Source organism: Caballeronia sp. DA-9 (assembly GCF_051615025.1).
In the GTDB taxonomy this organism is placed as follows: Bacteria; Pseudomonadota; Gammaproteobacteria; order Burkholderiales; family Burkholderiaceae; genus Caballeronia; species Caballeronia sordidicola.
Genome location: NZ_CP195133.1, coordinates 3,588,890 through 3,601,405, shown reverse-complemented (window position 1 = coordinate 3,601,405; position 12,516 = coordinate 3,588,890). Strand labels below are relative to the sequence as shown.

Sequence of the window (12,516 nt, the reverse complement as noted above, 5' to 3'; positions counted from 1 at the left end):
ATGATTTAAACGTACTCGGCCAGCGCGCGGATCGCGTCGATAAACCCAGGCATCGGCGCCGTGGTTATCCCGGCGCCGATCTGCCCCACGCCCGCCTGCTTGTGCGCAATCCCCGTGTTGATGATCGGCAGGATGCCGCGATCGACCACCTTGCGCGCATCGATACCCGCTGCGGTCGGCGCGAAATTCAGCGCTGGCAGCGTGAACGCGGGATTCCCGCCGATGGTGATGGCCTGCATGCGACGGCTGTTGTTCGTGGCGTCCGCCGGCGTTCCGCCTACGAACTTGACAATAGCCGGCGACGACGCCATGGCGAATCCGCCCACTCCCGCGGTCTCGGTGATCGCGCTGTCGCCAAGATCGGCCGCCGCGTCTTCCACGCCGTATCCGGGGAAGAACAGGCCTTCAACGGGATTGGCCGGCGCCTGAAACCAGCGGTCGCCGGTGCCTGACATCTGAATGCCGAAGTTCACGCCGTTGCGCGCCATCACGGTGATCATGGAACTGAAGGGAACGTTGTGGGCGGCGTCCATCATCGCCTTGCACGCCGCCATGGACAGGTTCAGGAAGAAGTGATCATTTCCCACGATGAACGCCGTCACGCGCTGGATGGTGTCGATCGGCAAGCCGCTGGACAGCAACGCGGGAATCAGGCGCTTCACGAGCAATCCCGTGGCGGCGGCATTGCGGTTATGGACTTCGTCGCCCATGTGCAGCGCCTGCGCCATCATCGGCTTGAGTTCCACTTCGCCGAGCACCTTCAGCGCGGTCTTCAATGCGGGCGCGAGTTCGTCCTTCATCCAGTGGAGGCGGTCCAGCACTTCGGCGTTGTTCGCGCCAAAGCGCAGCACTTTGCCGAGCCCTTCGTTGAAGTTGCTGAACGTGCGCCGGCCGTTGGTCTTGTTTTCGATCACCCACAGCGGCATGGACGGGCTGATGATCCCGGCCATGGGACCCACCGCGCCAAAATGATGGCAAGGCTCGAAGCGGATCGCGCCGTCCTGGGCCATTTTCTCGGCGGCTTCATGCGTGCTTGCCCAGCCTTCGAACAGGATCGCGCCGACAATCGCGCCCTTCACCGGCCCGCACATGTTCGGCCAGTCGATAGGCGGACCCGCGTGCAGGATCAGCTTTCTCTGCGACATCGCGCTGATCGCACTCGACGCGATCATCACGTCGACCAGAACCGGCTGTGCCGCGAGGTAATGCTGGAACGCCTGCTGGTTGGCCTGCTCGACCAGCGGATGGCGTATCAGCGACGCCAGCGCGAGTCCCGCATCGACGTTGCCGAGCGCGGGCGGCTGCCACGTCAGGTTGATCACGTCGCCCCCGGCGAGCGCAAGGTTATCGGCAAAACTGCTCAGACCCGCATTGACCACATGGAGTGGCTGTTGAAATAGCGTATTCATCATGGTTCCGTTATTTTTGCGCCTGGGCTTGAGCGACGTGGCACGCCCAGAGCGCTGCCTGCGCGTTGCAACCCGCGACCAGCACGCGGGCTTCGCGCAGAATGTCGACCTGGCGGCTTCGGACTTGCGGATCGGCTTGCGTGCCGCAAACATGCGAGATCAGGACCGGCAAATCGCGACCGGCCGCCTGCAGCCGCGCTTGTTCTATCAGTGCGAGCAACTCGGTCGCGGGGTCCATCGACGCGCCGTAGCCGAGTACCAGGTCGAACAGCACGACGGCGGTCTGCGCGTCATTCAATTCGGCGAGAACGCGCTGGTTACGCAATGTCGGATCGATCATTGGATGCGGGCGGCCGCGCGTGAAGTCGTCGTCGCCCATGTCGACGAGTGTGTGGCCGAAGCTGTGCCAGATATCCTCGAGTTTCATATTCGATGCCACCGGCGTATTCGACGACGCCGGAAATCCGCGTTCGCGCAGCAGCAACTGGCTCTCGTAGCAGAACGTGCCGCCTGCGAACACGCCGCGAACGAAGCGGCGGATAGACGGCAGCGTGCGGCTGTATTCGTCGAGACGCGCGGCATCCGGCGCTCCCACCACGGCAACCGATTCCGGCAACGCCGCGCCTGACAGCAATGCGACGGCGAAACCGGCGGCGTCCGCCAGCGTATGCGCGGGCGTAATGCCCGGCACGTTCATGTCGCTGGCGCGCGCGCCGAGAAAGTTCACGACAACGGGTTTGCCAGCCGCCCGTGCGCGCGCCAGGATTTTCTCCGCAACCGCCGGCGCGGGCGGCTTGGAGATCAGCACGATTACCTTTGTGTCCGGATCCTGCGCGAGCGCGTCGAGACCGTAAAGCATGGAAATGCCGCCGATCTCCTCGTGCAGGTCGTGTCCGCCGGTTCCGAGCGCTTGGGAAATCCCCGCGCCCAATTGATCGATACGGCTCGTCACTTCCTGCAGCCCCGTTCCCGAGGCGGCCACCACGCCGATCGCTCCGCGCCGGACCACGTTCGCGAACCCGAGCGGCATGCCGTTGATAATGGCGGTGCCGCAATCCGGTCCCATCACCAGCAGGTTTTTATCCCGGGCGAGGGTTTTGATCGCGCGTTCGTGCTCGAGGCTGACGTTGTCGCTGAAGAGCATCACCGACATGCCCAGATGCAGCGCCTTGGTCGCCTCGGCCGCGGCGTAGTCGCCCGGCACGGAAATCAGTGCGAGATTCGAGGCGTTTTCCTGCTCCGCCGCCATTTCGAGGCTGACGAGCGGCGGCGGGCGGATGCCATCGCCGCCCGATTCCTGCGGCTTCGCGGTGAGGGCCTCTTCTGCCAGCGCGAGCGCGGCGTCGCAAGCCGCATCCCCGCCGCGCACGGCGATGACCAGATCGTTCGGACCGGCCTTCACGCCGTCGTCGAGATTGGCATCGCGTAACTGGGCGAGGTTCGTCTCGGTGCCCATGGCGACCGACGCCTGCTCGATATCCGGCAACGCGCTGATCCGGGCCGAGATTTGCATCAGGGAGACGGAGTCCTGATACATGTTTTTGAAAACTTTCGTTCTTATGCTCATTTCCAATTCCGGTGATCGTTACACCCGATGCTTCAAAAGCGGCCGAATGCGGGCCTGGCGAATCCGGCGTTGCATACGCCGAATGCCATCGAACCGATGAACAGATATTTGCTTGATCTTTATCCGATCAGCGAATTTCTTCTTGCGCTACCGTTTCGAGCGACCTGATTCCATGCAGAAAACCTCCCAGACAATCCACGCCAGAAGACGCACCAAATTCCATCACCTTATTCGCGGAAAGCGCAATATCCGCCGCCGGGCATTTTCGAATCAAAATACTGATCAAATAATCGACAGGTTCCGAATAATGTCCTTGAAGCGCAAGAGTCAGATAATGCCGGCTGATACTCGTGGTCCGGTGAAGCTGACTTTTGATTGTGGACTCCAATAATTTCAAATGCGCCGCGATGACGTCAATATGCTGCCAGGACTGCAACGCCGCGAGATAACCCAGCAGATAATCGTCGCCATCCGGCGTTAGCCCCGTTCCGAAGCCGATCAACTCGGATACGCTCCCGTTGAGCGCCGATGCATCGTCGCTTACATTCAGCCGTGGCGCGCGTCCATTCGCAGGCCAGCCCGGCAGCAACTGAAGGCTGCTTCGCACCTCGCGCTGCCGGCAGTAAGCAACCAGTTGGCTGGCAAGCGCTGGATAGACGCCGACGAAGGCGTCGAGCGAGCAGGTGTCCCACGCTTTTTCCGCCTTCGGCCGCCAGCATGGCGCGCGGCTGAGATCGGCGCGCCAGCGTGCGGCGTGCAGCACGTTTCCTTCGAGCACGACGGGTTCGCGAGGCCGGGACTGGTGGCGCCAGTCCCAACCCGGCGGCGTGACAATCCTGATGGCAGTCGGTAGGTTCTGAAAACGCGGGCTGAGCAAGGTCAGCAATTCCCCGTTTGCCGATGACAGGTTCAACGCATGCTGGAAGTGACTGTGCACCCAGAACCGCAGCGCCTCGCGCGGGCCGTGCTCGGCGAGATAGCCAATCGAGGACACTTCGAACGAGATGAGCGCCATGGCCGGATGTCCCGGAAATCAGCTTGAAGTTAGCCGCGCAGTCCGTCGATAACCGCTGTTGCGTTGCTCACCCAGCCAAAAATCGCGCCCTGCGCCTTGATCATCTCCAGCGCCGATTTCTGGAATTCGGGGAAGTAGGAACCTACGCAATCCGCCGGGATGATGCATTCATAGCCGCGATCGTTGGCTTCGCGAACGGTGGTGGTGACGCAGACTTCGGTGGTGACGCCGCACACAATAAGCGTCTTGATGCCGTGGTTTTGCAGGATGAGCTGCAAGTCGGTTTCATAGAACGCGCCCTTGCCGGGTTTGTCGATGATAGGTTCGCCGAGCGCCGGATAAAGCTCGGGAATGATGTCGTGGCCCGCTTCGCCGCGCACCAAGATGCGGCCCATGGGGCCGTCTGTGCCAATGAAACGCTTGCCGCCGCGCGTGAGTTTTGCCGGAGGACAATCGGCCAGATCCGCGCGATGGCCTTCCCGCGTATGAACGACGAGCAGCTTGGCGTCCCGGGCGGCCTTCAGCAATTTCCTGCAAGGCTCAATGGCGCTGCGTACCAGTGATACGTCATTTCCCAGCGCCTCGCCGAATCCGCCCGGCTCAACGAAATCACGCTGCATGTCGATCATGACCAATGCTGTTGTTTCTGCATTGAACGGTAATGGAAATGGCTCAGCCTGAAACAGTTTTTGTGGCATTTCAAATTTCCTTGAAGAATGTCAGGGGACGAAATGTTGAGTCAGATATCGCGATTCATGTGAATAACCGGTCGATTTATTATATGGAGGTTCTTTCCAGCGGACGACTGATATTTGATGAATTTCAAGATTATTCATTAATTGGCAAGGTTAATTCCATTCGTTTCCAAAAATTAATAAAGCCTTTATCACGAACGAATATGAATGTTATTGCGCGACGATAAATTGCTCAGCGGCATAATGGCGCGCCACGAATAAATAATCGAGATCGAACGCCGAAATCCGTATTTGGGCACTGCGGGGCGGCCTCAATCATCTGATGTTTGAGGGCTTGGTTTCCGCATCGGCGAGCCCCGCGCCGAACCCTCGAATTACCCCGCTTTCCCGGCTCTTATCAGCCAATGGCGCATTGGCCGCCCAAGCAATAATTCACTCACTGGATAACGGCGCGTCGCTTGAGCGTAAGACAAGTCAACCGCGACCGTTCAACCGCAATAAAACAGCGTGGGCGCAAGCTCAACGGGGGTCAAATGAACATCCGCAAATTCATCGGTGCTTCAAGTCGGGATGCGTTCCGGCTCGTGCGCGAGGCATTGGGTCCTGATGCGGTGGTCCTGTCGAATCGGGTGACGGAAGACGGCAGCATCGAGATCGTGGCCGTGGCCGATGGCGACCTGGCAAAGATCTCCCCGAAAGCCGCGGCGCAGCAACGCGAACTGAAACTCAAGGCGTCGCCGGCCGGCCCGAGCGCGGCGCCCGCGGCTTCCCAAAACACTCCCAATCACAACCCGTACGCCAGCGGAGACGTCTTTTCATCCGTGTTCGGCGCAAATCCCGAACCGCTCGAAGACCTCGAACCTGAAGCTCAGGCCGATCCGTTGCCGTTATCGCGCCGCCCGCGCGCAACGCCGGAAGAATCCTCCCGCACGATGGCCGAATCGAATCCCTGGTTGATCGAACACGCGCGCCGCGTGGCGCAGTCAGTCACCGAAGGCATGCCGCAGCGTTCGCTGAGTGCATCGGCGGCGATTGCAAAGGGACTTGGCAGCCCCGTTACCGTCACGCCGCAGCAGACCGACGCGCCGGACGCGCCCGAATGGACGCGCGAAGCGGCTCAACTCGCCGCTCGCCGCGCCGAGCAGAAGCTCGCGCAGGCACAGGCCGCCGCGTCGCCGGTCCAGTCGCCAGCCGCCAGCATGACGCAGGAAGGGGCGTTCGCAGGACTGCCGGCATCGGCGGCGGCGGCCGTTACGGAAGCCATTCGCGTGCGCATGGAGCAGGTCGTCAACGACACCGTCATGCACGAACTGTCGTCCATGCGCGGCATGATGGAAGAGCACTTCGCCGGCTTGCTGTGGGGCGACCGCCAGCGCCGCAGTCCGAACCACGCAGCGCTGACCAAGCGCCTGTTCGCCGCCGGATTCTCGGCGCAGCTCGTGCGCATGCTGATCGACAACATGCCGGAGATCGAACACGCGGAAAGCTCGATGCAATGGGTTCAGCAAGTCCTCGAGAACAATCTGCCCGTAATGGACAGCGAAGAGTCGATGATGAGCCGCGGCGGCGTCTTCGCGCTGATGGGCCCGACAGGCGTCGGCAAGACGACGACTACCGCCAAGCTCGCCGCGCGCTGCGTGATGCGCTTCGGCGCAAGCAAGGTCGCGCTGCTGACGACCGACAGCTACCGGATCGGCGCGCACGAGCAACTGCGCATTTTCGGCAAGATTCTGGGGGTATCGGTGCATGCGGTGAAGGACGCGGCCGACCTGCAACTCGCGCTTTCCGAACTGCGCAACAAGCACATCGTGCTGATCGATACCATTGGCATGAGCCAGCGCGACCGCACGGTGTCCGATCACATCTCCATGCTTTGTGGCGCCGGGCACCCGGTGCAGCGCCTGCTGCTGCTCAACGCCACCAGCCACGGCGACACGCTCAACGAAGTCGTGCAGGCCTACCAAAGCACGCCGGACCAGCCGCCGCTCGCGGGCTGCATCCTGACCAAGCTCGACGAAGCCACGAACCTGGGCGGCGTTATCGACACCGTGATCCGATACAAACTGCCCGTGCATTACGTATCGACGGGACAGAAGGTTCCGGAAAACCTGTACGTCGCGACCAAGCGATTTCTGATTAAAAGCGCGTTCTGCATTCCCCGCGACGGCTCGCCATTCGTGCCGCAAGACGACGACGTGCCGCCGCTCCTGTCCGCGCTTTCGGCGCGCGCTTCCACCGAACTGCATGAGGTTCACTTTGGATAAGTTCGCGTCCGATCAGGCTGAAGGCTTGCGGCGTCTCCTGACGCGCAACCGCTCGCGAGTGGTCACGGTGTGCGGCGCACCGGCGGGCGGAATGGGCGGAACCGGCAATACGTCAACGGTCGTCAATCTCGCGGCCGCGCTTGCGGCGCAGGGCAAGGACGTGCTGGTTATCGATGAACGGCAGAACGCGTTGTCGGCGAGCCGCCTCGCGAAGGTGCCGTCCACGGGCGCGCTGGGCGCGGTGTTGTCCGGCAAGCGCTTCCTGCAGGACGCGGTGACGCGCACGCCGTTCGGCTTCTCGATGATCGCCGCGCCTCGCGACGAACGCATCAGCCACGACGCCGCCCATTGCCGCGTCTTGCTCGATGGTCCCGCTGATATCGTTCTCATCGATACACAGCCGGATCGCAGCGGCGCGCTGTCCACGCTTGCTGCGCAGGCGCACGACTTCGTGATCGTGACCCGCGTCGCGCCGGCCGCGATCACCGAGGCGTATGCCTGCATCAAGCGCCTGCATTACGCGCACGCCATTTCGCGCTTCCGGATCGTGGTGAATCACGTGAAGAACGCCGCCGATGCGCAAATCGCCTTCGACAACCTCGCCGGCGTCGCAAGCCGCTATCTCGCCGTGAAGTTGATGCCCGCCGGCTGCGTGGCTGAAGACGCGCGCGTGGCGAAGGCGCATGAACTGTCGCGCTGCGCCGTGGAAGCTTTCCCGACCACCGCCGCCGCTCGCGACTATCGTCATATCGCGGCCGATTTGCAGTATTGGCCGATGCCAGAAAGTTCGCACTTCGAATGGCCGGCGCAAGCCGCTTCCATGGAAACGCCGCGCAACATCGAGCGTTCGATCAACCCCGGGGCTGGTTTGCGCCGCACCGAATCGCCGTTGGCGGAGCTTGCGATGCGCAGCCCGGCGTCGGTGTGACGAAGCAAAAGAAGGAACAAAGGTGAACGCGATGTATAACGCCCAGGGAAAACTGTCACAAGCCGAGGTCCTGACCCGCTACGCGCCGCTCGTGCGCCGTCTGGGTCTGCAACTGGTCGCAAAAATGCCGGCCAGCGTGGATCTCGACGATCTGATTCAGGCCGGCATGATCGGTTTGCTAGACGCCGCGAGCCGCTATAAGGAAGATCAGGGCGCGCAGTTCGAGACCTACGCCAGCCAGCGGATTCGCGGCGCGATGCTCGACGAATTGCGGGCGAACGACTGGCTGCCGCGCAGCATGCGCAAGACGTCGCGCGAAGTGGAGTCGGCGGTGCACAAGGTCGAGCAGAACCTTGGCCGTTCGGCGAGCGAGCAGGAAGTCGCCGAGCATCTCAACATGCCGCTCGGCGAATACCAGACCATGCTGCAGGATCTGCACGGCAGCCAACTGATCTATTACGAAGACTTCGACCGGTCATCGGACGACGAACCGTTTCTCGACCGTTATTGTGTCGATAAAGCCGATCCGCTGTCTGCGTTGCTGGATGGCAGCTTGCGCTCGGCGCTGGTGGAAGCCATCGATAAATTGCCGGAACGCGAAAAGCTGCTGATGAGCCTTTATTACGAAAAGGGGTTGAACCTGCGCGAGATCGGCGCCGTGATGGAAGTCAGCGAATCGCGCGTGTGCCAATTGCATAGCCAGGCGGTTGCGAGGTTGCGGGCCAAGTTGCGGGAACAGGCCTGGTCGGGGGTTGAGGCTTGAGGGATTGGGTTTGCGGTTGGCGAAGTTTCGGGGCGCCGGCTTTTGCGCTTCGACTTCGCTTGGCGTTGGTTCCGGTCCAGTACATCGGGATTAACGATGCCGTCAGCAAGCGCGACATTGAAAGCAGCGCCGTTGCGCTCTCGACCTTCTGTGCGTCTGAGCTTTAAGCTGTTCTTGGTGCGCCCGGCTGGGATCGAACCAGCAACCCCTGCCTTCGGAGGGAGGTAAAATGATCCAAAAGCCTTAAATATCAAATACTTAGAAATTGGCTTTTGCACCAAATTTGCCGCGCTGCGTCCCTCAAAAGTCCCTCGCAACCTTCGGAAAGTTGCCCGAAGCGGAATTGCTCCGGCAGATAATTCTACCTTTTCCGGCCATACGGCAGTACTCGTTTCGGTTTGCTCGTGCAAGAAAGGTCGCCCTCGTGCGGTGGACCGTTATGCGCTCGTTCGGACACAACGAGAGCCATACGAGACGCGCGGCTGGACCGCTATCCCGTTAGCCTCGCCGAGCAATGTGTACCGGACAGGCGTTTTCAGGCGTCTAGCAGTGCGCCGATCCCCTCCACTAAAAACGTCTCTGCCGCGCGGCTTCCGACTTCGGACCAAAAGCCTACCCGCGAGGCGCACGCCTGCGGCTCGAATTCGTTCTCGCGCATAAATGCATCAAACAAATCGCGCAGCAGCGGCACCGCATCCGAACCTTCGCCAACATGGTTAACAATCAGGGCATTCGTGCGCAGCGCAAATTCACTACCGTTCCCCATCACAATGGATATATTGGCGAACACTTTATCGACAAATTTCCTGCGGCTTACCGGATCGCCAGACGCGAGAAATGTCGAAAACTCGCGGCGAAACTCGCAGCCTTCCATCGCACCGAGTAGCCGCATGTTCGCACTGCGTTCAACTCCATATGTATTCGTGAATTTGAGCATATTAGGTAATCTCGATTTATTGGGACTGTTGAGACTTTGCTTTCTTCATAGCGGCTTCGTCCGCAAACGCGCGATTTAATAAACTGGTGAAATGCACATCGTACATTTGCACCGCATCGTCCAGGGCGTAATATTCTTGCAACTCTCGCAGCGTGGCCTTTCCGCTATCGATTAAGGTGGAGATAATCGGATTGACGCCGCGAATGGGAAGGCTCTTTCCCCCAGCCGCGAATCGATCCGGAACTGTGTGCGGCTTCCAATCACGCATTTTGGAAATGTTGTAATCAACAACAATACCCATCACGGCCCGTAAAACCTTAAAGGGGTGTGCACCGTGTGTCGGGTCTGTTACGTGCGCCGCAATAGATCCCCGGTTATCGAGTTGAATCCATCCGTCCTCACTTAAGGCTTGCGTCTTGGATAACACTTCCCAAGGCTCCGGGTCAGCCGCGTCCGGTTCGCGGTCCACGAATAGCCGAAATGCATCGGCAGCGGAGAATTGCGTGGTTCGATACTTTCGGAAAGTTTCATAAAACTCTTTGGATTGACGAGACATTGTGGTTATGTCCTTTAGTATCTGATACCGTCTGCTGAGTCGTTGGCGAGTTCGTGCAAATGGGTCCGAAGGCTGTCTTCGAAGATTCCAGCCGCTTCGCGCGCAATTTGCGCGGTGGATAAGCCAGAGCCTTGCACGTTGACCGTTACCGGCATTTCCCCGATTGTTAATGCGCGGCCACCATTTTGCGCAGATTCAACAAGGCCATTTCCATACTGCTGCATCATCTGGATTTGCGATGCGACCGTTTGAAGGTCCTTTATCATGCTGGCGCGCTGCATTGGGAGAATGCCTGGAACGCTAAGTTGCTGTTCTAACTGGGCGTGCTTATTGAGCAAACTCGCGCCCACGTTGCTCTCTGCGAAACGAACGTCACCCTTCGTAACGTCACCGAGCATGAGTTGTCCAACGGGAATTCCAAGTGCGCCAGCCACCATATCCGCTACCGCCTTGCGACGCATCGTGTCCATCGATTCGCCGCCTGTGTAGTTGACCTTGCGCCCTGCTCCGAAAGTCACGACCGGTTGGGCATTCGGGTCCATGGACGTTTTAAGTGCTGCGGGCGCGTTGGTCATGTCGCCTCCATAACCGTAGCCATTCGCGGCGCTCGAACCCGAACCGATAGGACGAACATTTTGCGACAAGACATTCCCCGGATAAGCGGCATTTACCGGTCCCCACTTGGACTGATCTAATCCGCCGTTGTAATAGCGCAGTGCGAGATTAACGTCACCCTTCGCACGCTTTAGGCTTTCCGCCAGTATCCTCATTCCCCCGAAGATGTTTTGAGTGGCGTCATACCCGTCAGTGATTCCGAGCGCCTTAAAGTTGGAGGGCATGACCTGCATTAACCCTTGCGCGCCTTCCGAACTCGTGGCGTGCGGATTGAACTTGCTTTCCTGCGAAATGATCTTTTTAGCAAGTGTCGGGTCCACTCCATATTTTTTCGCTGCTGCCTCGATAAGTGAATCGTACTGGCCCTTATCAGCAGCAGCGGCCATCGGTGACATGCCCATTTGCCGCGCCTGGGTGGAAAAGTCGATTCCGATAGCGCCCGATCCGGCTCCGGTGCGCGGGTCCGTGTAGTCGCCCGAATCCTTCGAACCTCTCATCGGCGCTAGTCCACTGGCGCGGCCTACTTCACCGGCCCACGCTGCCCATGCTTGCCGGTCGTCCACCACGCTCGCGAACGATGCAGCCGCCTGTGCGAACAGGTTGACGCTTTGGTTGAAGGCGATGGTCGATTCTTGCGTTGTCTTCGCGGATGCGTTTTGATCTTCGATTACCTTCTTCGCTGCATCGTGCTTTTCCGATGGAGATTGTGCCGGTTGCTCGTCCGGTTTATTTAAATCCTTGTTCAAGGCGTTCGATATTGCTGACCAAGGAACCCTGCCTTGAATGAAACCCATAAGCAGACCGCCTAGACTGTTCTCCGAACCGGCAAGGGCCTTCCCCATCACTTCGTTCGCGCCTTTCTCAGGATGCGGAATGTCCTTCAGCGCTTTGGCCCATTCGGTGACTTTTTGAACAGCAGAATCGAGGACCGGAATAAGCTCCACTCCAATTACATTCTTAAGTTCGCGCCAATCTTCACCCAGCTTATTTTCAGACGACTGAAGATTCTTCGCGGCTTCTGCTGCTTTGCCGGCCGCAATAATTTCGTCATCCGTCATGTGTAACTGAGCAGACGTTTGCCCATTAAGCTCACGCAACGAGTCGGCATACTGCGCCGTAAGACCCATCGCGATAGCGATGCCCTCGGCCTTCTCCTTGGGCATTCTCGCAAACGACTCGGACAACTGGTTCATTACCGAAGCCAGATCAGCCGCGCGCCCTGTAACGTCCGTGGCCGAGACGCCAGCCTGACTAAGCAAGACGTTCTCGCGACTCATCTTATTCGGGTTCGAAGCCGCTGAGTTGACCAGATCGGACAGCTTGTTCATGCCGGTCAACGCCTCCTCGCTGCTAACGCGGGAGCCACGTGCTTTAACGAGATTTCGCTGCATGTTCTCGATGGTCACTTGACCTACCCCGAGTCGAGTAGACATCTCGAACTTGCGGTTGAGGTCATCCATCTGGGAACGTGCGATCTTCAGTGCGACCACCAAAACTCCCACAGCAGCGGCCATTGCGCCGATCCCGGCTGTCGCCGCGAGACTGGCACCGGATATCGCGCCGATACCCGCCTTCACCGTGTCCACTGCACCAGCCATTTTTCCGAATTCCGGGACCGCGCCAGCCGCGAAGTCTTTCATACTTTTACCGGAAGCCTTGCCGACCTTCTCCACCTTGTCTTGAAGACGATTCAAACCGGCTTCAGCATCCTTCGTTTCTACTTTGTACTCCAAAACGAATTTGTCGATATCATCTGCCATATCAGTA

At 59.6% G+C, this 12,516-nt stretch carries 10 protein-coding genes; 3 read left to right on the top strand and 7 right to left on the bottom strand.

All coding sequences use genetic code 11. The features are described from left to right. Positions 1–5 precede the first annotated feature (5 nt). The 4 genes from ACRWA7_RS32860 to ACRWA7_RS32845 form a co-directional block, all read right to left on the bottom strand. Positions 6–1,409, bottom strand: coding sequence for an oxamate carbamoyltransferase subunit AllG family protein (locus ACRWA7_RS32860; RefSeq protein ID WP_438394851.1), 1,404 nt, complete (start codon positions 1,407–1,409; stop codon positions 6–8). Positions 1,410–1,419: 10 nt separating this feature from the next. Further along, complete coding sequence (fdrA, locus tag ACRWA7_RS32855; protein WP_438394849.1) at positions 1,420–2,976, bottom strand: acyl-CoA synthetase FdrA; 1,557 nt, start codon at positions 2,974–2,976, stop codon at positions 1,420–1,422. 127 nt (positions 2,977–3,103) lie between these two features. Beyond that, a complete protein-coding gene (locus ACRWA7_RS32850; protein WP_438394848.1) occupies positions 3,104–3,991 on the bottom strand; it encodes a DUF2877 domain-containing protein in 888 nt (295 codons plus the stop codon). Positions 3,992–4,020: 29 nt separating this feature from the next. Then, the gene (locus ACRWA7_RS32845; RefSeq protein WP_060817635.1) at positions 4,021–4,689 is read right to left on the bottom strand and encodes a cysteine hydrolase family protein; all 669 of its coding nucleotides are present in this window, start codon (positions 4,687–4,689) and stop codon (positions 4,021–4,023) included. A 530-nt stretch (positions 4,690–5,219) separates the two neighbouring features. On the opposite strand from ACRWA7_RS32845, the gene flhF reads away from it, so the two are divergent. From flhF to ACRWA7_RS32830, 3 genes are read left to right on the top strand one after another with little or no spacing between them, the layout of a single operon-like run. Continuing rightward, positions 5,220–6,950: a flagellar biosynthesis protein FlhF gene (gene flhF, locus ACRWA7_RS32840; protein ID WP_060817636.1), complete on the top strand. Its 1,731-nt coding sequence runs from the start codon at positions 5,220–5,222 to the stop codon at positions 6,948–6,950. Then, the gene (locus ACRWA7_RS32835; protein WP_063493162.1) at positions 6,943–7,878 is read left to right on the top strand and encodes a flagellar biosynthesis protein FlhG; all 936 of its coding nucleotides are present in this window, start codon (positions 6,943–6,945) and stop codon (positions 7,876–7,878) included. Before flhF ends, ACRWA7_RS32835 begins: the two co-directional genes overlap by 8 nt. A 31-nt stretch (positions 7,879–7,909) precedes the next feature. Continuing rightward, positions 7,910–8,641: an RNA polymerase sigma factor FliA gene (locus ACRWA7_RS32830; RefSeq protein WP_060817637.1), complete on the top strand. Its 732-nt coding sequence runs from the start codon at positions 7,910–7,912 to the stop codon at positions 8,639–8,641. Between the two features lie 535 nt (positions 8,642–9,176). Here the strand turns inward: ACRWA7_RS32830 and ACRWA7_RS32825 are convergent. From ACRWA7_RS32825 to ACRWA7_RS32815, 3 genes are read right to left on the bottom strand one after another with little or no spacing between them, the layout of a single operon-like run. Continuing rightward, positions 9,177–9,578 carry a hypothetical protein gene (locus tag ACRWA7_RS32825; protein WP_438394846.1) on the bottom strand — a complete coding sequence of 134 codons (402 nt, stop codon included), beginning with the start codon at positions 9,576–9,578 and terminating at the stop codon, positions 9,177–9,179. A 16-nt stretch (positions 9,579–9,594) separates the two neighbouring features. After that, on the bottom strand, positions 9,595–10,134 hold the full coding sequence (locus tag ACRWA7_RS32820) for a hypothetical protein (protein ID WP_438394844.1): 540 nt from the start codon (positions 10,132–10,134) through the stop codon (positions 9,595–9,597). Between the two features lie 14 nt (positions 10,135–10,148). Next, positions 10,149–12,509: a lytic transglycosylase domain-containing protein gene (locus tag ACRWA7_RS32815; protein WP_438394843.1), complete on the bottom strand. Its 2,361-nt coding sequence runs from the start codon at positions 12,507–12,509 to the stop codon at positions 10,149–10,151. Positions 12,510–12,516 lie beyond the last annotated feature (7 nt).

Coding starts and splice junctions, on each gene's coding strand:
- ACRWA7_RS32860 (WP_438394851.1), bottom strand. CDS start 1,409: ATGAATACGCTATTTCAACAGCCACTCCATGTGGTCAATGCGGGTCTG.
- fdrA (WP_438394849.1), bottom strand. CDS start 2,976: ATGAGCATAAGAACGAAAGTTTTCAAAAACATGTATCAGGACTCCGTC.
- ACRWA7_RS32850 (WP_438394848.1), bottom strand. CDS start 3,991: ATGGCGCTCATCTCGTTCGAAGTGTCCTCGATTGGCTATCTCGCCGAG.
- ACRWA7_RS32845 (WP_060817635.1), bottom strand. CDS start 4,689: ATGCCACAAAAACTGTTTCAGGCTGAGCCATTTCCATTACCGTTCAAT.
- flhF (WP_060817636.1), top strand. CDS start 5,220: ATGAACATCCGCAAATTCATCGGTGCTTCAAGTCGGGATGCGTTCCGG.
- ACRWA7_RS32830 (WP_060817637.1), top strand. CDS start 7,910: ATGTATAACGCCCAGGGAAAACTGTCACAAGCCGAGGTCCTGACCCGC.
- ACRWA7_RS32825 (WP_438394846.1), bottom strand. CDS start 9,578: ATGCTCAAATTCACGAATACATATGGAGTTGAACGCAGTGCGAACATG.
- ACRWA7_RS32820 (WP_438394844.1), bottom strand. CDS start 10,134: ATGTCTCGTCAATCCAAAGAGTTTTATGAAACTTTCCGAAAGTATCGA.
- ACRWA7_RS32815 (WP_438394843.1), bottom strand. CDS start 12,509: ATGGCAGATGATATCGACAAATTCGTTTTGGAGTACAAAGTAGAAACG.